The following is a 23,762-nucleotide window of genomic DNA, read 5'->3' on the forward strand; positions in this document are numbered from 1 at the left end:
GATGTGATAGTCAAATCGAGCCGGCCCGAAAGCCACTACTGCGCGACGGGCAACTCCGGACACAGCGTGATGTACCCGACCTTCGGCGAGATCCACTGCTGCCAGTCCTCGTGACTGACGTTCGACGTCAGCTTCGAACAGAGCAGCTTGGCGGTCGCGTCGAGCGGGGTGGGTGAAAGTCGCACGGTGGCGTCGGCACTACCCGAAGCCAGGCTCCGGCCGTCGGGACTGAACGCGACACTGAGGACGGAGTCGGTGTCGCTCATCAGGGGTTGGCCCAGCGGGTGCGCGTGGGCCGGATCGTCCAGGTCCCACAGCTGCACATCGTGATCGGCGCTGCCCGCCGCCAATGTGTGACCGTCCGGACTGAACGCCACCTGATAGACGTAACCGGTGTTTCCATGCAGCGGACGGCCCAGCGAGCTCGGGCGCGCCGGGTCGTTGACGTTCCACAGCAAGACGGTGTCATCGCCACTGCCGGAAGCGAGTATGTGTCCGTCGGGGCTGAAGGCCACGCTGTAAACCGCGGTCATATACCGGCGAAACGGCTGGCTCAGCGGCGCCGCATGGTCAGTGACGTTCCACAACCGGATGGTGGCATCGTCGCCACCGGAGGCCAGGGTGCGCCCGTCGGGACTGAAGGCGACACTGCGCACGGGCGCGCTGTGACCGGTGAGCGGCCCGCCCAACGGAACCGGATGCGCTGAGTCCGCGACATTCCACAACCGGATAGTGGCATCGTCGCCACCGGAGGCCACGGTGTGCCCGTCACGGCTGAACGCGACACTGCGCACCGGTGCGCCGCCACCCGTGAGCGGCCCGCCCGACGGAACCGGATGCGCCACGTCCGCGACATCCCACAACCGGACGGTGCCATCGTCACCACCGGAAGCCAGCGTGTGCCCGTCGGGACTGAACGCCACACTTTCCACGGCGCCGGTGTGACCCCCCAGCGGCTGACCCAGCCCTCGCGGGTGTACCGGGTCCGCGACATCCCACAACCGGATGGTGGCGTCCTCGTTCCCCGAGGCCAGGGTGCGCCCATCCGGACTGAACACCACACTGTGCACGGCGCCGGCCTGCGTTTGGAGCGGCAGCGCGGTGTCCAGGTTCCACAGCTGGATGTTGCCGTCCTGACTCCCCGAGGCCAGTGTGCGTCCGTCCGGGGTGAACGCGATGCTGGGCACATTTCCGCTGTGACCGGCCAATGGCCCGCCCAACGGGCCGGCGTGTCCTGGATCTGAGACGTTCCACAGTCGCACGGTGTCGTCGTCGCTACCGGAGGCCAGGACGTGTCCATCCGGGCTGAAGGCCAGGCTTTGCACAATTCCGGTGTGTCCCAGCAGCGGCTCACCCAGTGGCCTCGGGTGCGTCGGGTCGGCGAAATCCCACAACTGGATGTCGCCGTCACCGCCGCCGGAAGCCAGCACCCGCCCGTCCGGGCTGAAGGCCAGGTCCTGCACGAAACGGGTGTGACCCGACAGGGGTTCGCCCAGCGGGGCCGGACGTGCCGGGTCGGCGAGATTCCACATTCGCACCCTGCCGTCGCTGCCACCGGTGGCCAAGAGGTGCCCGTCGGGACTGAACGCCAGACTGGCAATACCTTTGCCCTGGCCGAGCAGGGGCGCTCCCAGCAAACCCGCATGCCGCGGGTCGGCGACGTCCCACAACCGCACCGTGCCATCACCGCCGCCGGAGGCCAGCACACGTCCGCCGGGGCTGAACGCCACGCTGGCCACCCCAGCTCTCTGGCCCTGCAAAGGTTCGCCCAGCGGACCCGCATGCCCCGGGTCGGCGACGTCCCACAACCGCACCGCGCCATCAGCGCCACCGGAGGCCAGCAGGCGTCCATCGGGACTGAACGCGACACTGGCCACCGCGGCGCCCTGCCCCACTGCACCCAGTGAACCCAGTGGGCGCGGGTGTGCCGGGTCGCTGACGTTCCACAGACGCACGACGGCGTCGCCGCCACCGGAAGCCAGGACGCGTCCGTCCGGGCTCATCGCCACCGTGGCGACCGGGGCCGGGGTGGAGATGATGATGCGCGTGGTATTCAGCACAGTGGCCGCGGTGTAGAGCGCGCCGAGTCCGGCGGCGGGGTCCGAACGCAACCGTTGCGCGGCCAGGGTGGCGGTCAGCGCGCGAATGTTGCTGTCCGTGATGGTTCCGGAGAACACGGCGGCGGCCTGGGCATCGAGTTCCGCGGCCAGCGCGTTGCGCGCTTCGCGGGTGGCCTCCTTGAACATGATCACAGCCACCACCGCGCCGACGACGGCGATGACGGCGATGACGGACGTTCCGGCGAGGACCGCGCGCAGGATCCGGCTGCGCTGGCGTAGCGCCGCCGCGCTCTCCTGAACCTGTTCGCGCGCTTGGGTTTCCGCGGCGGCGAGCTTCTTGGCGGCCTCGAGTTCGGCGACCTGGCGCTGCTGTTCAAGCGCCGCCTGTTCGTTCTCATGCTGACGCGAGGCGAGCAGGTAGTCGCGGACGTTGTTCAGGCGGTCACAGAATCCTGGCTTGGCGGCCAGGTTTTCGGCTGCGGTCAGCCGGGGTCCGTGCAGCAGCCAGGCGTCCTCACGCTGCTTCTTGCGCCACTCCGCGGCACTGCGTTCCAGAGCGTCAGCAGCCTTGAGGTCTTCGCTCTCCTCCGCCAGCCAGCCGGCCAGCTCTTCCCACAGCCGCAGCAGGCTTTCCAGCGCGACCTCGACAACCACCACCCCGTCGCGCAGGTCTTTCATCAGCAACCGGCGCTCGATGAAACGCTCCAGCAGCGGATGACTGTCAGCCGGCAGGTCGTCCCAGCGTGCCAGCCGTCGCATCGGCTGGTCGTTGTCGGGATTGACGGTGGCCAGCCACGGAATGAAGGCCGCCCGCAGCCGGTGCAGCTGCTCGGCACGCTCACCGGGTTCCGATGCCAGCAGCTCGTGGATCTCAGCTTGCACGACGCCGTCGATACCGCCCCGCTCGTCATAGGGCTTGGCGGTCAGCCGGCCCGTCGACCCGTAGTCGCGATACAGCCATGCCAGGGTCAGCGACAGCAACGGAAGGGTGTCGGCGCCGGCGGTGGCGTCGGCCAGCAGGCGGCGCACCAGATCCTCGTCGAGGTACAGCGGACGCCCACCGTCGGTGGATCGCTGCGCCGGGCCGGTAATCACGCTGTGGAACTGGGTCGCGTCCATCGGCCGCAGGTCGAACTGTCGGGTCTGCAGCCCGGAAAGCTGCGGCGCGGTCTGCATCACCTCGTAGCGGTCGGTGCGGATGGTCGCCGCCACGATGAACGGCAGCCGGTCCTCGCCGTCCCCGGCGAGCGCCAGATCTCGGATCAGCGCCAGGAAACCGGCGGCCTCGCCACCGCTGTCGGCGGTGAACAGCTCTTCGGCCTGATCCAGCGGCAGCACGATGGTCGGCGCTTCGCGCTCGGCAGCCGCATCGGGCGAGCCCCCGGCGTCCCGGCATTCCAGCAGCCAGGTCCGCAGCGCCGCGGCGTCGCCGCGGGTGCAGGCGTCCTTGATGTCGCCCAACGGCGGCTCGTGCAGGCCGATTCGCTGCCGGGTGGCGCAAATCGCCTGCGCCAGGCCACACGCCCCGGTCAGCGCCCTGAGCTCGGGCCGGACGATGTCCAGCACCAGATAGCTGCGCTTGATTCTCTGCAGCCGGGGCACGATGCCCGCGCGCAGAAAACACGACTTGCCCGCGCCGGACGCCCCCAGCACGACGAACAGCGCCTCGTCGCTGTCCCGCATGCCGTGCAGTGCGTCCATGGCCCGCACCAACTCGGCGTCGCGACCGAAAAACACCCCGGCGTCGACCGGCTGGAATTGCTCCCATCCGCGATAGGGCGGCCGGTCCGGCTCCGAGGGCGGTGGCCACGGGAACGACGCCGCGCCGATGCCGCCGCTCTGCAGCGTGTTGGCCAGCCCAGCGAACGCGGCGGCACCGCTGCGCGGTGACTCGACGCGCGCGCCCACCTCGACAGGGTCGAGGCTGTCGCCGGCTTCCCCGCGCCGCGGCGTCGCCAAAGCGGCGGCCGCGGCCACCGCCAGATCACCGGCGCTCTGGTAGCGGTCGGCGGGGTCCTTCGCCATTCCGCGGGCGACGACGTCGTCGAACCCGACCGGCACTCCGGGCTGGCGCTCGCTCGGCCGCGGGGGCGGCGTGGTCAGGTGGGCCGTCATCTGTTGTGCCACAAGCTCTCCGGGGAACGGCCGGTCGCCGGTCAGGCATTCGTAGAGCACGCAGGCCAACGCGTAGACATCGGTGCGCGCATCGGCGACGTCGCTCATCAATCGTTCCGGCGCCATGTAGGCCCAGGTGCCGACGGTGCGGCTCGCGGTGGTCAATTTGGAGGCCGAATTGTCTTGAGCGATACCGAAATCGATCAGGTAGACGAAGTCGTGGTCGGTCATCAGGGCGTTGGACGGCTTGACGTCGCGGTGGACCAGACCATGGGCGTGCGCCGCATCCAGGGCGGCGGCGATCTGTTCGACGACCCGCACGGCTCGCGCCGGAGCCATCGGACCGTCGCGCCGCAACGCGGCGTCCACATCGAGCCCACGGATGATCGGCATCACCAGATAGAGACGTCCGTCGATTTCACCGGTGTCGTGAATGGGGATGATGTGCGGCTCGGTCAACCGCGCCGAGATCAGCGCCTCCCGGCTGAATCGCTCGCGAAACCCCGGAACGCGGCTCCGCTCGCCAGGCAGGATCTTGATGGCCACGTCGCGTCCCATGACGGTGTCGTGGGCCTTGTACACCTCGCCCATGGCGCCCTGGCCGATCAGCTCGAACAGTTGGTATCGACCGAATTCGCTCGCTTCCAACCGACGCGCCCTCCTTCCGCCTCCCTCGACTGCGGTGGGCTACCGCCATTGAACCGGGCCGACGTGCGTCGAGGTGGGGAAATCGCGCGATGGAGCCGACAACTCAGAAGGAAAGCCCCGAATACATCAGCCCGTTCGGGTCATACTGCTGCCGCACTGAGGCCAGCCGCGCCAGATTGGCACCGAAGTACCGTGACGCCGGTGTATTGGGCTCCAGGTAGTTGACGTACCCGCCGGCCGAAACCTGTTGCACCGTCGTGTGCGCGGTGGCCACCCAGGTGCTGGCCGTCGAGGTTTGTCCGCTGCCGTTCTCGACGTACCACTGCGCGACGGCGGCGTGCCGGCGCCATGGAAAGGCCGAGTCGGCCGGCTCGACGTCGCCGACCGCGCCGCTCAGCGTGTCGACGATCACCGACGCCCGGCCGCCGGCCGGCGGCCACTTTCCGAGTGCCGCGACAATCGCTTGTGCTGCAGTCGAATTCATGGTGCCGATCACGTCGGACCCGGCCACGAAGCCACGCGGGGAGCTCGTCGCGCTCCCGCCGGCCAGGTACATCACCAGGTCCAGATGCGTCATCGTCTTGCGCTCGGTCGCGGTGGGCTGCGCGCCCACCGCGGACGTGATCGCCTGGGCGACGGCCTGGCCCGAGCCGGCGGGGCAGGTGGCCAGCACATGGCAGTTACCCTCGGTGCCGCTGACCGACAGATCGACCAGCCCCCACGTGTTGCGGTCGGCGGCCGCCAGCCAGGTCTGCCAGCCGGTGAGCACCTGCGCGCCGGCCGCCGGGGCGAAGTCGACCCGCACCACGTCGGAGTCGGCGACCGGGAAGGTGGAGAACGTCAGCGACGTGGTCACCCCGAAGTTGCCACCGCCTCCGCCGCGCAATGCCCAGAACAGGTCGGGGTGGTCCTCGGCGGACGCGGTCACGGTTTCCCCGCTGGGCAACACCACCGTGGCCGACCGCAACGCGTCGCACGCCAACCCGGCGTGCCGGGAGTCGGCACCCATCCCACCGCCCAGCGTCAGCCCGGCGGTCCCGACGGTGGGGCAACTGCCGGTGGGAATCGCCCGCCCGGCAGACGCCAGCGCCTGCTGCACCGCGTACAGGTTTGTCGCGGCGGGCACCGTGACCGTGCCGGCGGCGCTGTCGACATTCACCCCGCCGGGCAACCCGCGCAGGTCCAGGACCATGGCGCCGTTGGCGGTCGAGGCACCCGTGTAGGAGTGCCCGCCGCCGCGCGGGGCGATCTTGAGCTTGTTGGCCGCCGCGAACGCGACCGCCTTCGCGACATCCGACGGTGAGGTCACCACCACGACCGCCGCTGGGGTGGCGGCGTTGTAGTTGGAGTTGAAGACCTGCTTGGCGGAGGTGAAAGAGGCTCCGTCGGCGGGCAGCAGTACCTTGCCACCGATCGAGGAGGCCAGGCTGCTCCACGCGCCGGTCGGTTCCGCCCAGGCGCGCGGGCCTCGAATACCAGGGGAGATTCCGAACAGTGCCGAGCCCGCCAACGCTCCGGCGGACCCCCGAAGAAATGCCTGGCGAGAAATCATGAGCCGCATTGTTCTTCGCCCGGGCACCGGAAGCGACCCTCCGTCCACGTGTCGCGGCACAGCGTGACGCTATTGTGTCCGCAAGCCGGTCCGGCCGCCCCGCCGCGGTCGCAAAACGCCGGTCCTGCCAAACCTTTACGCCATCGTGTCCCGAATGAGACTGTGAAGGACGAAGGTTCGAGAGGTCGCTTGAGTGCCGCCAGAGGGTGCTCTCCAACAATCCTGAGGGAGCCGCACCATGCATCCATGGCGTCACCAACCCCTGAGCGTCCGGCTATTGGCCGGAACCGCCTGCCTGCTGACCGCGGGCGCGGCATTCGCCGCCCCGGCAGAGGCCAGCCCCGTCGACGACGCATTCATCACCGCGCTGAGCAACGCCGGCGTCAACTACGGCGACCCGATCAACGCCGAGAACCTGGGCAAGTCGGTCTGTCCGATCCTGGCCCAGCCCGGCGGGTCGTTCAACACGGCCGCTTCCCGCGTGTTCGCCAGCCAGAGCGGCATGTCGCCCGAGATGGCCGGGATGTTCACCACCATCGCGATCCAGATGTATTGCCCGTCGGTGATGGCCGACGTCGCCGCCGGCAAGGTGCCGGGCGCACTGCAGCAGATCCCGGGCGTCGGCAGCATTCCGGGCCTAGCCGGAATTCCGGGGATGCCCGGGTCCTGAGACGGTCTAACCCGTGCCCAGCGGGTCGATGGTCCACGCGACGTAGACCATCGCGGCCCCCACCGACGCGGTGGTGAGGAAGTCGGTCCCCCGGCTGCGCACCACCAGCAGGCCGGCCCGCTCGTCGGGCAGGGCCAGCCGCAGCACGGCGGCCACCCCGACACCGATGCCGATCAGCAGCGAGCCGCGGCGCCAGAAGTTGGCGCCGGCCAGCACGAACGCCACCAGGAAGATGAGCCCGACGAGCAGGATCGGCCATTGGGCACGCACCGCGCGCCCCAGAATGGCCCGGACCGTCATCGGATAGTCACTGCCGTTCGGCCAGCTCGACGACGTTGGTCAGCAGGAACGCACGGGTCAGCGGACCGACGCCACCGGGGTTGGGTGAGATGTGACCGGCGACCTCCCACACGTCAGGATGCACGTCCCCGGTGAGCTTGCCGTCCACGCGGCTGACACCGACGTCGACGACGGCAGCGCCCGGGCGGACCATGTCCGCGGTCAGCATGTGCGGCACCCCGACCCCGGCGACGATGATGTCGGCCTGCTTCGTCAGCGCGGGCAGATCGCGAGTTCCGGTGTGGCACAAGGTGACTGTGGCGTTCTCCGAACGCCGGGTGAGCAGCAGCCCGAGCGGACGGCCCACCGTCACACCGCGCCCGATGACCACTACGTGCGCGCCGGCGATCGGCACGTCGAAGCGGCGCAGCAGATGGACGATGCCGCGCGGGGTGCACGGCAGCGGCGCCGGCATGTTGAGCACGAGCCGGCCCAGGTTGGTGGGGTGCAGGCCGTCGGCGTCCTTGTCGGGGCCGACGCGCTCCAGAGCCGCGTTCTCATTGAGATGCTTCGGCAGCGGCAACTGGACGATGTACCCGGTGCACTCGGGGTTGGCATTGAGCTCGTCGATGGTCTCGTTGAGCGTTTCGGTCGAGATGTCGGCGGGCAGGTCGCGCCGGATCGAGGTGATGCCCACCTTGGCGCAGTCGGCGTGCTTGCCGCGGACGTAGGCCTGCGAGCCCGGGTCGTCACCGACCAGAATGGTGCCGAGCCCCGGAGTGCGGCCCGCGGCAGTCAGCGCCGCGACCCGCTCGGTCAGGTCGACGAAGATTTCGTCACGGGTGGCCTTGCCGTCCAGCGTGATTGCGCCCACGCCAGACAGTCTGGCATGCCCGGCGCGCGCCTCGACGAGTGCGATCTCCGAGTCGAGACCGCGGTGGCGGCACCGAACCTGTATTCAAGCGCGCATACAGCCCGAATCGGCGCTTTCGGCGCAGGCTCGGAGCGCTGATCGCGGTGTCGGCGGCGCCCCTGGCGTCCCGCAGCTGCACCCCACGTCGCCGGTCTCATGACGACGGTTAGGCTGCCTATATGTCTGCAGCCCCAGACGTTCTGAGCCCCGCCAAACTCGGTCCGTTGACACTTCGAAACCGGACCATCAAGTCCGCGACGTTCGAAGCCCGCACCCCGAACGCGCTGGTGACCGACGACCTGATCGAGTACCACCGACAGCCCGCCGCCGGCGGGGTGGGGATGACGACGGTCGCCTACTGCGCCGTCTCCCAGGGCGGGCGCACCGAGGGCAACGGAATCTGGATGCGGCCCGAGGCGGTGCCGGGCTTCCGGCGCCTCACCGACGCCATCCACGCCGAAGGGGCGGCCGTCAGCGCCCAGATCGGCCACGCCGGCCCGGTCGCAAACGCCCGCAGCAACGGAGCCACCGCGCTGGCCCCGGTGCGGTTCTTCAACCCGATCGGCATGCGGTTTGCCAAGAAGGCAAGCGCCGACGACATCGACGAGGTGCTGGCCGATCACGCCAAGGCAGCCCGATTCGCGGTGGAGGCCGGTTTCGACGCCGTCGAAATCCATTTGGGGCACAACTATCTGGCGAGTGCGTTCCTGTCCCCCCTGATCAACCGCCGCACCGACGAGTTCGGCGGTTCGCTGGCGAACCGGGCCAAGGTCGCTCGCGGGCTGGTGATGGCGGTGCGCCGGGCAGTCGACCAGGGCCCGCGGCAGATCGCCGTCACCGCCAAGCTCAACATGTCCGACGGTGTGCGCGGCGGCATCTCCAACGAGGAGTCGCTGATCACGGCCAGGTGGCTGGAGGAGGACGGTGGGCTGGACGCCATCGAACTGACGGCGGGCAGCTCGCTGGTCAACCCGATGTACCTCTTCCGCGGCGACGCGCCGCTGAAGGAGTTCGCCGGCGCCTTCAAGCCGCCGCTGCGCTGGGGCATGCGGATGACGGGCACCAAGTTCCTGCGCGAATATCCCTACCAAGAGGCTTACCTACTCAAAGAGGCCAAGCTGTTCCGCGCCGAGTTGAAGCTGCCGCTGATTCTGCTGGGCGGCATCACCAACCGGGAGACGATGGACCTGGCGATGGCCGAGGGGTTCGACTTCGTCGCGATGGGTCGCGCGCTGCTGGCCGAGCCCGACCTGATCAACCAGATCGCCCGGGACGGCGCGAGCGTGCGGTCGGCCTGCACCCACTGCAACCGGTGCATGCCCACGATCTACAGCCGCACCCACTGTGTGGTCACCGGGGCGCCGGACTAGGGCCCCGTACCCGTATAGATCAGGCCGGAGAGCCGCTGGCCGACGTTCATCCAGCCGGAGTTGAAAGCCTGCGTGATCAGGTCGAGCGTGGTGGTGTTGAATACCCCCGACATGCCGGCGCCGCGGTTGAGCAGACCGGAGAGTTGGGTGCCGAAGTTGAGGGCACCCGAGGCCGAGCCCAGCAGCGGATCCGAGATCGCGTTCAGGAACCCTGACAAGCCTGACCCTGAGTTCCAGAAGCCCGAACCGCCGCCGCCGCCGATGTTGAAGAAGCCCGAGGACGGCAGCAGGGTCGTATTCCAGAAGCCTGGAGTTCCGCCGAAGCCGGCGATCGGGATCTCGATCGGACCCAGGGTGGAGGCCACGTGCAACTCCAGCGGGATCCGGTCGATGACGGCGGTCGGGAGCCCGAAGGCGGGAGTGGCGAAGTTCAACCCGAAGTTCAGCGGGATGCTGGGGATCCCCCCGCCCGGGATGCCGGAGCCCGGAATCGTCAGGGACAGCGGCAATCCGACGTGGATGGGTTCGAGCGGAATGGTGAACCCGGGGAACGTCGCGGTTCCGGCCAGGATCGAGATGGGATTCACGACGAATCCCGGCGACGTGACCTGGACCCCGGCGGGGCTGCCGGCGATCTTGATCGGTCCCGGAATCACCAGTGCGTAGCTGGCCACCACGTAGAGGTCCGAGCTGCCGCCGGACACCGAGGTACTGGGTGCGGTGCTGTAGTTGACGGTGAAGTTCGGCGTGCTGATGGTGAACGGGCCGACGTTGACCGGGCCGGCGTCGAGTGTCGGGTTGACGCCCAGGTGGATCGACGGGATCGGGATCGACGGGATGCTCACCGGGCCGATACCGCCGGATGTGGTGATGTACAACGGGATTGACGGTATGTGAATCGGCGGCAGCACCGTGATCGGGCCGACGCCGCCCAGCAGGTCGCCGCCGACCGCGGGGAACTGCGGCACGGTGTAGCCGAGCGCGAACCCGGCCAGGCCCTGGAAGTTGCCGCGCCAGAGGAGGCCGTTGCTGTAGTTGCCGGACATGAAGGCGCCGGTGTCGACGTTGCCGGCGTTGGCGATGCCGGTGCTGGCGTGCCCGGTGTTCAACCATCCGCTGTTGGTGTTGCCCGGGTTGAAGTCGCCGGTGTTGACGCTGCCGGCGTTGAAGCTGCCCGAGTTGTAGTGCCCGGCATTGCCCAGCCCGGTGTTGAAATTGCCGGCGTTGAACAAACCGGTCGAGGCCGTTCCGCTGTTGCCGATGCCGGTGTTGTAGCTCCCGGAGTTGAACAACCCGAAGTTGCCGGTCCCGGTGTTGAAGAACCCGACATTGCCGGTCCCGGAGTTGAACAACCCCAGGTTGCCCGACCCGGAGTTCAGCGCCCCGATCCCGGTCAGGTTGTTCCCGGTCAGCCCGATGCCCAGGTTGTTGTTGCCGGTGTTCGCCAGCCCGATATTGCCCAGCCCCACATTGGCCAGCCCGGCGTTGAAGCTGCCGGCGTTGGCGAACCCGTTGTTGCCCGTCCCGGCCAGTCCGGCAGACATTCCGCCGTTGCCGAACCCGATGTTGCCATCGCCGATATTGGCGAACCCGAGATTGTGGTCGCCGATATTGCCCAGGCCCAGGTTCTGCAGCCCGATGTTGCCCAATCCCAGGTTCAGGTCCCCGACATTGCCCAGGCCGAGATTGAAGTTGCCCACGTCGGCCAGACCGACGTTGGCCAGCAGCGTCCGGGTCACCCCGTCCCCGGCCGTCAACAACCCCGCCACGTGGTGGCCCACATTGCCCACACCGGACACCAACGCCGGTGCGCCCAGCGCCGCGGTGTTGTACAACCCCGAAACCCCGGACCCGAAGTTCAGGAGGCCGGAGTTCAGGGTCCCGACGTTGAAGTAACCCGAGCCGGTCCCCAGCAATGCGTCGTGGGCCTGGTTCCACCAACCCGACAGCCCGGCACCGAAGTTGCCCCAACCCGATCCCCCACCCGCGCCACTGTTGAAGAAGCCCGACGACGGAACGGTCGTGGTGTTGCCGAAGCCCGGTGTCGCCGGGATGTTGACGAACGGGATGTTGCTGGAAATGACATACACGGTGCCGTCGACGTTGCCCAGGATCTGCGGGAAGGTGATCGCCGGAATGTCGACGCCCAGGTTGCCCGCATTGATGCCGAGGTTGATGAGGTTGGCCGCCGGGAACGTCACGCCGCCCGGGAAGACGGTGATCGGGTCGACGAAGCCGGGCACGTGGAAACCCGCCGGGATGCGTCCGATGTTGAGTTCGGGGGTGTCGAAGCCTTCGCTGATGATCTTGATGAAAGTGTTGGCTTCGCCGGCGAAACCGCCGTTGGCGGTGATGTTGCCGGTCGAGAACGGGTTGCCGCCCGATCCGCCGATCGAGTAGTAGGTCGGGCCGAGATAGATGCCGGACGTGTCGCCTGCCGTCCAGATCAGGAAGGGACTGGTGGCGGTGTTCGGTCCCCGCACCGGGTCGGTGTGCATGACGACGTTGATGGCGTCGATGCCGGGGATGTGGACGGACGGGACGTGGATGGGACCGAAACCGATGCTGCCGAGGATGTCGGGGTTGAGCGCGGGGATGTCGATCTGCGGAATGGTGAACGACCCCATCGCGACGTTCCCGCCCAGTTGCAGGTGGGTGGCGGGGATCGGGATCGGCGGGATGACGACGGGACCGAACTCGCCGCTGCCGTGGATCTCGAGCAGCGGGATCTTGGGCAGCGGGTAGTCGTAGTGCATGCCGAACAGGCCCTGGTACTCGCCGCGCCAGAAAAGTCCGTTGCTGTAGTTGCCCGACATGAACGCGCCGGTGCCGACGTTGCCGGTGTTGACGAATCCGGTGTTGGAGTCGCCGGTGTTGAACCAGCCGGTGTTGATGTTGCCCGGGTTGAAGTCGCCGGTGTTGGTGTCGCCGGCATTGAAGCTGCCGGTGTTGTAGTGACCGGGGTTGGCCAGGCCGGTGTTGAAACTGCCGGCATTAAACAGCCCGGTGCTGGCGATGCCGGAGTTGCCGACGCCGGTGTTGTAGTTGCCGGAGTTGAACAGCCCGAAGTTTCCGGTGCCGGTGTTGAAGAACCCGACATTGTTGGTGCCGGAGTTGAACAGCCCGATATTGCCGGCCCCGGAGTTGAGCCCACCGATTCCCGTCAGGTTGTCCCCGACCAGCCCGATGCCGATGTTGTTGTTGCCGCTGTTGGCGAAGCCGATGTTGCTCAGACCCACATTCGCCAGGCCGAAGTTGCCGCTGCCTGCGTTGGCGAATCCCACGTTGCCGATGCCGGGCAGACCCACCGACACACCGGCGTTGCCGAAGCCGAAGTTGCTGGTGCCGATGTTGCCCAGCCCGAGGTTGCCGTCACCGACGTTGCCGAAGCCCAGGTTCTGCAGGCCGATGTTGGCCGCGCCGATGTTCAGCGTGCCGATGTTGCCCAGCCCCGCGTTCAGGTTGCCCAGGTCGGCCAGCCCGAGGTTGACGATCAGGCTCTGGGCGCCTGTCGTCCCGGCGGTGAACAACCCGGCCAGGTGCTGGCCGACATTGCCGATACCCGAGAGTTCCGCGGGCGTGCCGAACGGCAGCGTGCTGGTGTTGAACAGGCCGGAGACACCCGAGCCGAAGTTCATCAGTCCCGAATGCAGCGAGCCCACGTTGAGCACGCCGGACGCCGACCCGGCCAACGCGCTCGATGCCTGGTTCCACCAGCCCGACACCCCCGCGCCGAAGTTGCCGAAGCCCGACACGCCGCCCGCGCCGCTGTTGAAGAAGCCGGACGACGGCGTCGGCGAGGTGTTGCCGAAGCCCGCGGTCCGCGGGATGTCGATCAGCGTGACGCTGCTCTGCGGCATGGTGACATTCAGCGCCGCGTGCAGGGGCAGCGAATCGATTGTGAGACCGTTCGGGAAGATGGTGATCGGGTCGAGGATTCCGGTGGCGTCGATATTGAATGGAATGGCGTTCTGCGGAATGTTGAGTCCACCCGGGAACAAAGTGAAGGCGGGTAGACCACCGCTGATATCGATATTCAGCGGAATGGCGTCGGTCATGATCGTCGGGATGTTGATGACCGGAATGGTGATCGAGTTGTAGCCGGACGTGGCGAAACCGGTGCCGGTGTACAAGGTGATGCCTTTGACCGGCTCCTGGGCCCAGTTGTTGTTGCCCATGAATCCCAGGCCGTTGGGTTGTCCGATCGTCCAGACGAAGTTGCTGATCAGCGGTATCCGCACCTTGATGATCGGCAGGGTGAACTCGGAGGCGAGCCCGGGCGGGTTGTTGAACGCCGTGGTGTAGGTCTGTCCGCCGAGCGTCATGCCCTGCAGGAAGACAATGGGCGGGATCTCCAGGGTCTGGTGAATATCCAGCTCGAACGCCGGGACGTCGATCTGCGGAATGACGTAGGGCCCGACATTGACCACCTGGTGGATGTCGAACAGGGACATTCCCGCAATGTGGATGGGATCGCTGATTTTGATCGGGCCGAAATCGAAGGTCTGGTTGAAGTCGAAAATGGTGCTGCCGGGGATTTGCAGGTCGTACCGGAAACCGAAGGTGCCGTGCCAGTCTCCGGTCCACAGCACCCCGTTGTTGAAGTTGCCGGAGTTGAACAGGCCGGTGTTGACATTGCCGGTGTTGAACAGGCCGGTGTTGGTGTTTCCGACGTTGAACCAGCCGGTGTTGACGTCGCCCGGGTTGAAGTCGCCGGTATTGGCGTTACCGACGTTGAAACTGCCGGTGTTGTAGTGACCGGCATTGGCCAGCCCGGTGTTGACATTGCCGGCGTTAAAGAGACCAGTACTGGCCGTTCCGCTATTGCCGACGCCGGTGTTGTAGCTGCCGGAGTTGAACAATCCGAAGTTGCCGGTGCCGGTGTTGAAGAACCCGACGTTGCCGCTCCCCGAGTTGAACAGGCCGATGTTCCCGCCACCGGTGTTCAGGGCGCCGATACCGGTGAGGTTGTCGCCGGTGAGACCGATCCCGATGTTGTTGTTGCCGCTGTTGGCGAGGCCGATGTTGCCCAGGCCGACGTTCGCGAAACCGGTGTTGGCGTTGCCGGCGTTGCCGAAGCCGACGTTGCCCAGGCCTGCCAAGCCCGCCGCCAGACCGGAATTACCGAAGCCGAGGTTGCCGTCACCGATGTTGCCGAACCCGAAGTTGCCGTCGCCGATGTTTCCGAAGCCGAAGTTCTGCGCGCCCAGGTTGCCCCCGCCGAAGTTGGCACTGCCGGAGTTGCCCGCACCCAGGTTGAGGTCGCCGAGGTTGCCGAATCCGACGTTGATGCCGCCGACGTTGCCGAGGTTGAGCGCATTGCGGACGTCCAGGTGCTGCAGCTCGGCGATGGCGTTGTCGATGAGTTGCGAGATGGCGCTGGGACTGCTCGGATAGGTGAGCATCGCGTACAGGCCCTTGTAGGAGAGCCCGGACACGTGGTCGCCGAGGTTGCTGAAGCCGGACACGAATGCGGGAGTGTTGAACTCCAACCCGGTGACGTTGAAGAAGCCCGAAATGGCGGTGCCGGAGTTCAGCAGTCCCGACGACAGGCCGCCGGTGTTGCCCAGACCCGAGAGCGTGCCCAGCATCGATTCCTTGGCGGCCTGGTTCAACACACCAGAGATGGCCGAGCCCGCGTTGAAGAAGCCCGATCCGCCGCCGGCGCCGGAGTTGAAGAAGCCGGAGGACGGCGCGGTGCTCGAGTTTCCGAAGCCCGGCACCGGCTTGAGGTCGATGATCGAGATGTGCAGCGGTCCCGCGGTCAGCGGGATGTCGAAATTCAGCGGGATCGCCGGAATCGTCATTCCGGTCATGGAGACGGCCGGGGTGTCCAGCGAGTAGTTGAGCGGCAGAACGTCGGCCATCGAGATGCCCTTGATGGTCTGCGCCGGGATATCGATGGGCGGGATGTCGATCGGTATCGCTTGGGTGAATGAGATTGCTTGTAGCGCAATCGGATCCATGGCCTGTTTGATCGGCAGCGACAATCCGGCGAGCGTTATGAAATCAAGGATCAGCGGCGCTTCGAGTTCGATCCCGATCGACGGCGGCAGGTTGAACGGCGGATCCTGCAGAACCTGCGGCATGGCCAGGTTGATCTTGAACGGGTTGACTTTGATGTTCGAGGCGGTGAGGGGGCCCGCGGTGAAGTTTCCGTCGACGTTGACGGCGGAGAGCAACGTGGTGGCCGGAGCGGTGAAATTGACGTTGGCGCCCCCGCCGAACCCGATGTGGATCGCGGGTATCGGGATGTCGGGCAACGTGAACCCGTAGTTCGCCGCTCCGGCGAGATCGATGTGCAGCGGCGGCAGGATGTCGATGTCGGGGATGACGATGGGGCCGACGCCGCCTGTGGTGACGATGCGGATCGGGAACTCGGGGATGGTGATGCCGTAGTAAAGGCTGACCAGCCCTTCGTAGTTGCCCCGCCAGAACAGACCGTTGTTGCCGTAACCGGAGATGAATGCACCGGTGTTCAGACTGCCCGAGTTCAGCAGGCCGGTGTTGGAGTGGCCGGTGTTGAGCCAACCGGTGTTGAGGTTGCCGGGGTTGAAGTCGCCGGTGTTGGTGTTGCCGGCGTTGAAGCTGCCAGAGTTGTAGTGGCCGGTGTTGGCCAGTCCGGTGTTGAAATTGCCGGCATTGAAGAGCCCAGTGCTGGCCGTTCCGCTATTGCCGATGCCGGTGTTGTAGCTCCCGGAGTTGAACAATCCGAAGTTGCCGGTACCGGTGTTGAAGAACCCGACATTGTCGGTGCCCGAGTTGAACAGCCCGATATTGCCGGCCCCGGAGTTGAACCCACCGAAGCCCGTCAGGTTGTCCCCGACCAGCCCGATCCCGATGTTGTTGGTACCGCTGTTGGCGAAGCCGATGTTGCTCGCGCCGAGGTTGGCCAGGCCGAAGTTGCCGCTGCCGGCATTTCCGAACCCCACATTGCCGATGCCGGGCAGCCCAGCGAGGCCGGAGTTGCCGAAACCGTAGTTGGCGGCGCCGATGTTGCCGAACCCGAAGTTGCCGCTGCCGATGTTGCCCAGGCCCAGGTTCTGGGCGCCGATGTTGGCCGCGCCCAGATTCAGATCGCCGACGTTGCCGAACCCGACGTTGCCCAGGCCAAGGTCGGCCCACCCGATGTTCGCGATGCTGCTGCCGGCATTGAGCGTTGTTCCCGAGGCGAAGAGGCCGGACAGGTGGTGGCCGACATTGCCGAGACCCGAGACCAGTGCGGGCGACCCCAGCGCGGCGGTATTGAGGAAACCCGACACACCCGAGCCCGCATTCAACAGACCCGATCCCGGGCCGCCGAAGTTGGCGAGCCCCGACCCCGAACCCGCCAGCGCGTTCTGCGCCTGGTTCCACCAGCCCGACATGCCGACACCGGAGTTGCCCCAGCCGGATCCGCCGCCCGGTCCGGTGTTGAAGAAACCCGAGGACGGCATGCTGGTCGCGTTGCCGAACCCCGGATTCGCGGGCAAATTGATGATCGGGATCGGGATATCCCCGACGTAGGCGACCCCGTCGACACTGGCCGGGATGTTCATGGTGAACCCGTTGGGCAGCAGGGTGAAGGCGTCGATACCCCCGAACAGGTTCGCGACCCCGGCGGACGCTTTCGGAATCGTGAGACCGTTCGGGAAGAAGGTGAAAGCGTCGTTGCCGCCGGACACATTGACGGTCGCCACCGTCTGTCCGGGAATGGTGAAGCCGTTCGGCAGCAGGGTTAGCGCATCGCTGACGAAGTTGAGGCTCAACGGAATGGTGCTGCCAGAAGTGGGACCGCTGATCTGCACGCCGGCGAGTGACAGATTCGACAAGAAGAACCCGTTCGGATTGCCGAACTGGTCGATCGCGATGAAGGGGTCGTTGAATCTGAAGGGGTCGATGCGCGCCGAAACGGCGCCGCTGAGCTGGTTGAGAAGCCGGATCGGGGCGATCGAATTGGCCGCCAGGTCAACCGAACCCAGCGCATCGATGGGTATCGCCGGCACGGTAATGGGCGCAAAGTCGATCGGCCCCAGACCGACCGCCGCATTGGTGACGGCGACGTGGACCGCCGGGACCGGGATGGGCGCCACATGGATCGGGCCGACCAGCCCGGCCGCGTGCAGCGTCACCGGGAAACGGGAAATGGTCGGCGCGAAGTAGGCACCGACCAGCCCCTCGTAGTTGCCGCGCCACAGGATGCCGTTGCTGTAATTGGCGGTCATGAACGCACCGGTGGCGGTGTCACCGCCGTTGGCGAAGCCGGTGCTGGCATGACCGGCGTTGAACCACCCGCTGTTGACGCTGCCCGGGTTGAAATCACCGGTGTTCACACTGCCGGCGTTGAAGCTGCCCGAGTTGTAGTGCCCGACATTGCCCAGGCCGGTGTTGAAATTCCCGGCATTGAACAGACCAGTCGAGGCCGTCCCGGAATTGCCGATCCCGGTGTTGTAACTGCCGGAGTTGAACAGCCCGAAGTTCCCGGTCCCGGTGTTGAAGAACCCGACATTGCCGGTGCCGGAGTTGAACAACCCCAGGTTGCCCGACCCGGAGTTCAGCGCGCCGATGCCGGTCAGGTTGTCCCCGGTCAGCCCGATACCCAGGTTGTTGGTGCCGGTGTTGGCCAGCCCGATATTGCCCAGCCCCACATTGGCCAACCCCACATTGAGGCTGCCGGCGTTGCCCAACCCGGTATTGCCCATCCCGGCCAGACCCGCCGACAACCCTCCATTGCCGAACCCGAAGTTGCCGTCCCCGATATTGGCCAACCCGACATTGTGATCCCCGAGGTTGCCCAGGCCCAGGTTCGCCAATCCGGCATTGCCCAGACCCAGGTTGAGATCCCCGACATTGCCCAGCCCGACGTTGAAGTTGCCCACATCGGCCAGACCCACATTGGCGATCAGCGTCCGGCTCACCCCGTCCCCGGCCGTCAGCAACCCCGCCACCTGCTGACCGACGTTGCCCACACCCGAGACCAGCGCCGGCACGCCTACCGCCGCGGTGTTGTACAACCCCGACACACCAGAACCGACGTTGAGCACACCCGAGCTCAACGAGGCGGCGTTGAGGTAGCCCGAGCTCGTCCCGAGCAGGGCGCCGGAGGCCTGGTTCCACCAGCCCGATACGCCGGTTCCGAAGTTGCCGAAACCCGACACTCCGCCCGCGCCACTGTTGAAGAAGCCCGACGACGGCGCGGTCGTCGTGTTCCCGAAACCCGGCGTCGCCGGGATGTTGACGCCCTGGATCGGGATGGGGCCGATCCGGATGCCGGCGCCCACGTCCAGCGGAATACGGTCGATGGTGATCGCCGGCGTGGTGAACCCGTCGATCTGGCCGTCGATGTCGATCGTGAATGGAATCGGTTGTCCCGGAATGCTGAACCCCGGGATGGTGAAGCCGGGGGTCCCCAACGACAGATTGGTGAGCAGCGCCAGTGGGTTGTCCGGAACGCTGATGGCATTCGGGAAGAGCTTCACCTCCGGCGTATTCCAATTGACGTGGAAATTCAGGACGGGAATTCGCGTGTCGATATGAATTGGGCCGGTAACCGACCCGTCCGAGGCGGTGGTCGCCGGTATCGTGACAATCCCCAGAGCATTGAAGGGGCCCGCCGAGAAATCGATCGCGGGGAATTGCTGTCTGGCCACCAGCGTGATCGACGAAATCGTGAGCGGTCCGATGCTGATCGGTATGCCGGTGCCGACCGAGAATGAAGGGATCGTGATGTCGGGAACAGCCAGCGGCGGGATGTTGAAGGTGTAGTGGATGTTCAGCGGGATGGCGGGAATGATCGGGATGGGTAACAGCGTGATCGGGCCGACGCCGCCGTTGATGCCGATGCCGATGGGAATCGCCGGTATCGACGATCCGGCGGCAAACCCGAGGAGGCCCTGGAAATCTCCCCGCCACAAGATGCCGTTGCTGTAGTTGCCCGAGATGAAGGCGCCGGTGTTGACGTTGCCGGGGTTCGCCATGCCCGTGTTGACGTCGCCGGTGTTGAACCATCCGGTGTTCAGGCTGCCGGGGTTGAAGTCCCCGGTGTTGGTGTTTCCGGCGTTGAAGCTGCCCGTGTTGTAATGACCGACGTTGGCCAGGCCGGTATTGAAATTGCCGATATTGAAAAGCCCGGTAGAGGCTGTACCCGCGTTGCCCACACCGGTGCTGTGACTCCCCGAGTTGAACAGCCCGAAGTTGCCGGTGCCGCTGTTGAAGAAACCCACGTTGCCGGTTCCGGAGTTGAACAGCCCGATGTTGCCGCTACCGGAATTCAGGCCGCCGAAACCGGTCAGGTTGTCGCCCGTCAACCCGATACCGATATTGTTGTTCCCGGTATTGCCGATGCCGATATTGCTCAGACCCATGTTCGCAAGCCCGAAATTGCCGCCGCCGGAATTTCCGAACCCGACATTGCCCAGGCCGGCCGTGCCCGCCGTCAATCCGGAGTTCCCTAATCCCCAATTGGCGGTCCCGGCATTTCCCAGGCCGACATTGCCGTCACCGGCGTTTCCGAAACCGAGGTTGCGCACCCCTGCATTGGCCGCGCCGAGGTTGAACGCGCCGACGTCGCCCAGTCCGACGTTGTAGTTGCCGACATTCGCCAGTCCGGCGTTCAGGCTGAGCACCTTCGACGGGTCCGCGAGAACGGCGTTGACGAATGCGTTGGCGCTGCCGACCAGATCGGTGAACGCGGGCAGAGCCGACACCACCGCGGCCGCACCGGCGTGGTAACCCGCCATGGTGGCCACATCCTGGGCCCACATCAATTCATAGGCCGCCTCGGCGGCCGCGATGGCCGGGGTGTTCTGCCCGAAGATATTTGTCATGGCCAGCGCCGTGCGCTGAATTCTGTTGACGGCGACCGTGAGCGGATCCACCAGCGCCGTCAGTGCCGCCTCGTAAATCGACGCCGCCCCGCGTGCCTGCCCTGCCACGACGGACGCCTGCGCCGCGACCTCGGTCAACCACCCCGCATACGGTGCCGCCGCCGCGGCCATCGCCGTCGACGCCGGGCCCTGCCATGGCCCGCTCACCAAACCGGAGGTCACCGACGCGAAAGAAGCCGCCGCCGAACCCAACTCCGCCGCCAGACCGTCCCATGCCGTGGCGGCCGCCAATAACGGTGCCGATCCCGCGCCCGCCCGCATCAATAAAGAATTGATTTCGGGAGGCAACAGTTGAAAATTCAACGGGTCGACCTCCCCTCGTCATTGGCGAAGTTCATGGTCTCATTACCGGTCCCTGAGTGCGGATGCTTTCGACAATCGGCCTGTTCAATTTCGGCCACGGTCGATGCCCGAGTCCTCCGGCGGCCAAGGGCGTACATAATTCCCGGCTCCGTCGCCGCGACTCAAGGGCGGAATAACCAATTGAATTCGTAGGCACTGTGCAAAGTGCACAATCGGCCGGGGAAACCCCGGGACCGTCCCGCCATCCCGCCGTCGTGCTCCGGCTTGCCGTGGTCGGCTGCGCGGGATTCCCAGGAGCTAAAGTTGGTGCGATGCCTCCACCCGCCCCGCCGGCGCTGACCGTTCGATACGACGGGTCGGAGCGCACGTTCGCGGCGGGCCACGACGTGGTCGTCGGCCGCGACCTGCGCGCCGACATGCGCATAACCCATCCCTTGATTTCGCGCGCCCATTTGCTGCTGCGCTTCGACCAGGGCCGCTGGCTGGCTATCGACAACAACTCGCTCAACGGCACCTACGCCAACGGGCGGCGGGTGCCGGTGGTCGACATCAGCGACGGCCAGACGGTCAACATCGGCAACCCGGACGGGCCGCTGCTCATCTTCGAGGTCGGACGGCACCGCGGCCCGGCCGGACGCCCACCGCAAACCGAATCGCTGCCGATCCTGCAGCCGTCAGGACCGGCCGGACCTTCCGGTCCCGTGCCACCCGGCGGGCCGGGGCATCCCCCACCGCCGAGCGGTCGACAGGCCACCTGGGTGGGACCGCTGCCGGGACGGCAGGGTTCCGGGGGTCCCCCACCGCCGCCGCCGGGTCAACCGATGTATCCGAGCAGCGGGGCTCCGTGGGCGCCGCCCGGCTACCCGTCGAGCGGGCAGCCACCGCACCCCGCGTCGTCTTCGCACATCCCCCATCCGCCGCCGACTCCGCAGGCACCGTTCCGGCCGCCGGGCCGACTACCGGGCCCGCCGGCCGGGGCGAAGCCGCCCGAACAGGGCAACATCGCCACCAAGATGTTCCAGGCCCTGCTGGGCACGGGCACCCACGAGAAGCCGGCCGGTTCGGTCACCATCGGCCGGTCCACCGACAACGACATCGTCATCCAGGACGTGCTCGCCTCGCGGCACCACGCGTTCCTCACGCTCACGCCGCTGGGTGCGGAGATCCGCGACAACAACAGCGTCAACGGCACCTTCGTCAACGGGGTGCGGGTCGGGTCGGCCATCCTCACCGAAGGCGACCTGGTCACCATCGGCAACGTCGACCTGACGTTCACCGGGGGCACGCTGGCACGCCGCACCGCCGTGGCGTCGCGAACCGGCGGCCTGGAAGTCAACTCGGTGACCTTCACCGTCGAGGGCGGCAAGCAATTGCTCGACCACATTTCGCTGACCGCCCGGCCGGGCACGCTGACCGCGATCATCGGCGGGTCGGGCGCGGGCAAGTCCACGCTGTCGCGCCTGATCGCCGGCTACACCAGTCCCACCACCGGCAACGTGACCTTCGAGGGCCACGACATCCACGCCGAATATGCCTCGCTGCGCAGCCGGGTCGGCATGGTCCCCCAGGACGACGTGGTGCACCGGCAGCTGACCGTCAGCCAGGCCCTGGGCTACGCCGCCGAGTTGCGGCTGCCCCCCGACACCAGCAAGGCCGACCGCGCCCAGGTGGTCGCTCAGGTCCTCGAGGAACTGGAGCTGACCAAGCACGCCGAGACCCGGGTGGACAAGCTGTCCGGCGGGCAGCGCAAGCGGGCGTCGGTCGCCCTCGAGCTGCTCACCGGACCGTCGCTGCTGATCCTGGACGAGCCGACGTCCGGGTTAGACCCGGCGCTGGACCGGCAAGTGATGATGATGCTGCGCCAGTTGGCCGATGCCGGCCGCGTGGTGCTGGTGGTCACCCACTCGGTGTCCTATCTCGACGTGTGCGACCAGATCCTGTTGCTGGCGCCCGGCGGCAAGACCGCATTCCTGGGTACGCCGGACCAGATCGGCGAGGCGATGGGCACCACCAACTGGGCCGACATCTTCACCAAGGTGGGCGCCGACCCCGACGAGGCCAACCGCCGCTTCCGGGAAGGCAACCGGGAGCCGGAGCGTCCGTCGCAGACCAGCCCCGCCGCCGACCTCGGCGAGCCGGTGCACAACAACGGGTTCCGGCAGTTCTCCACCATCGCGCGCCGCCAGGTCCGGCTGGTGGTTTCCGACCGTGGTTACACGGTGTTCCTGGCGTTGCTGCCGTTCTTGATCGGCGTACTGACGCTGACGGTTCGCGGCAAGACCGGGTTCGGCATGGCCGATCCACTCAGCAGTGCGCCCAACCAGCCCGGGCAGATCCTGGTCATGCTCAACGTCGGCGCGGTGTTCATGGGAACCGCGCTGACCATCCGCGACCTGGTCGGCGAACGGCCGATCTTCAAGCGCGAGCAGGCCGTCGGCCTGTCCACCGGCGCGTACCTGGCGGCCAAGATCGTGGTGTTCTGCGCGTTCGCCATCATGCAGGCCTTCATCGCGACCACCATCGCGGTGGTCGGTTGGGGCAAGCCGCTCTCGGGTGCGGTTCTGCTGGGTGACGTGCGATTCGAGCTGTTCGTCACCGTCGCCGCCACCTGTGTGGCATCGGCGATCCTGGGCATGGCGTTGTCCGCGATCGCCAAGTCTCAGGACCAGATCATGCCGTTGCTGGTCACCGCGATCATGTCCCAGCTGGTGTTCTCCGGCGGCATGATCTGGGTGACCAACCGGACCGGCCTGGACCAGCTGTCGTGGGCCACACCGGCGCGATGGGGTTACGCAGCGGCGTCGTCGACCATCGACACCCACCGCCTCACCCCCGGGCCGACCGACCCGAAAGACCAGCACTGGAATCACACGGCGAGCGCCTGGTTGTTCGACATGGCCATGCTCGCGGTGTTGTGCATCATCTACAGCAGCATCGTGTGGTGGAAGATCCGGCTGAAGCGCCGTTAGTGCGGGCATTCGCCGCTT

Annotated in this window: 8 protein-coding genes; 3 read left to right on the forward strand and 5 right to left on the reverse strand. The window is 66.8% G+C overall.

What is annotated here, in order from left to right; all coding sequences use genetic code 11:
• Nucleotides 1–35 precede the first annotated feature (35 nt).
• A complete protein-coding gene (locus tag ACNQS7_RS13765) occupies nt 36–4,823 on the reverse strand; it encodes a protein kinase domain-containing protein (RefSeq protein WP_418012964.1) in 4,788 nt (1,595 codons plus the stop codon).
• A gap of 103 nt (nt 4,824–4,926) precedes the next feature.
• Nucleotides 4,927–6,384: an FAD-binding protein gene (locus ACNQS7_RS13770; protein WP_418012965.1), complete on the reverse strand. Its 1,458-nt coding sequence runs from the start codon at nt 6,382–6,384 to the stop codon at nt 4,927–4,929.
• A gap of 229 nt (nt 6,385–6,613) precedes the next feature.
• Here ACNQS7_RS13770 and ACNQS7_RS13775 point away from each other — a divergent pair, with 229 nt between their 5' ends.
• Complete coding sequence (locus ACNQS7_RS13775) at nt 6,614–7,045, forward strand: DUF732 domain-containing protein (RefSeq protein ID WP_418012966.1); 432 nt, start codon at nt 6,614–6,616, stop codon at nt 7,043–7,045.
• A gap of 6 nt (nt 7,046–7,051) precedes the next feature.
• Here the strand turns inward: ACNQS7_RS13775 and ACNQS7_RS13780 are convergent, their stop codons facing one another.
• Both ACNQS7_RS13780 and ACNQS7_RS13785 read right to left on the reverse strand, forming a co-directional pair.
• On the reverse strand, nt 7,052–7,345 hold the full coding sequence (locus tag ACNQS7_RS13780; protein WP_055578287.1) for a DUF3017 domain-containing protein: 294 nt from the start codon (nt 7,343–7,345) through the stop codon (nt 7,052–7,054).
• Between the two features lie 7 nt (nt 7,346–7,352).
• Nucleotides 7,353–8,198: a bifunctional methylenetetrahydrofolate dehydrogenase/methenyltetrahydrofolate cyclohydrolase gene (locus ACNQS7_RS13785; RefSeq protein ID WP_418012967.1), complete on the reverse strand. Its 846-nt coding sequence runs from the start codon at nt 8,196–8,198 to the stop codon at nt 7,353–7,355.
• A gap of 218 nt (nt 8,199–8,416) precedes the next feature.
• Here ACNQS7_RS13785 and ACNQS7_RS13790 point away from each other — a divergent pair, with 218 nt between their 5' ends.
• Nucleotides 8,417–9,607 (forward strand): NADH:flavin oxidoreductase, encoded by a 1,191-nt coding sequence (locus ACNQS7_RS13790; protein ID WP_418012968.1) that lies wholly within the window; start codon nt 8,417–8,419, stop codon nt 9,605–9,607.
• Here the strand turns inward: ACNQS7_RS13790 and ACNQS7_RS13795 are convergent.
• On the reverse strand, nt 9,604–20,775 hold the full coding sequence (locus tag ACNQS7_RS13795) for a PPE domain-containing protein (protein WP_418012969.1): 11,172 nt from the start codon (nt 20,773–20,775) through the stop codon (nt 9,604–9,606). The two genes, ACNQS7_RS13790 and ACNQS7_RS13795, sit on opposite strands and share 4 nt — an antisense overlap.
• A gap of 311 nt (nt 20,776–21,086) precedes the next feature.
• Here ACNQS7_RS13795 and ACNQS7_RS13800 point away from each other — a divergent pair, with 311 nt between their 5' ends.
• Complete coding sequence (locus tag ACNQS7_RS13800) at nt 21,087–23,744, forward strand: FHA domain-containing protein (RefSeq protein ID WP_418012970.1); 2,658 nt, start codon at nt 21,087–21,089, stop codon at nt 23,742–23,744.
• Nucleotides 23,745–23,762: the final 18 nt, after the last annotated feature.

It is taken from the genome of Mycobacterium sp. 23 (assembly GCF_048287075.1).
Classification (GTDB): domain Bacteria; phylum Actinomycetota; class Actinomycetes; order Mycobacteriales; family Mycobacteriaceae; genus Mycobacterium; species Mycobacterium gordonae_B.

Excerpts from the sequence above, each read along its gene's own strand:
- ACNQS7_RS13800 (WP_418012970.1), top strand. The coding sequence starts at position 21,087 with ATGCCTCCACCCGCCCCGCCGGCGCTGACCGTTCGATACGACGGGTCG.
- ACNQS7_RS13775 (WP_418012966.1), top strand. The coding sequence starts at position 6,614 with ATGCATCCATGGCGTCACCAACCCCTGAGCGTCCGGCTATTGGCCGGA.
- ACNQS7_RS13780 (WP_055578287.1), bottom strand. The coding sequence starts at position 7,345 with ATGACGGTCCGGGCCATTCTGGGGCGCGCGGTGCGTGCCCAATGGCCG.
- ACNQS7_RS13790 (WP_418012968.1), top strand. The coding sequence starts at position 8,417 with ATGTCTGCAGCCCCAGACGTTCTGAGCCCCGCCAAACTCGGTCCGTTG.
- ACNQS7_RS13770 (WP_418012965.1), bottom strand. The coding sequence starts at position 6,384 with ATGCGGCTCATGATTTCTCGCCAGGCATTTCTTCGGGGGTCCGCCGGA.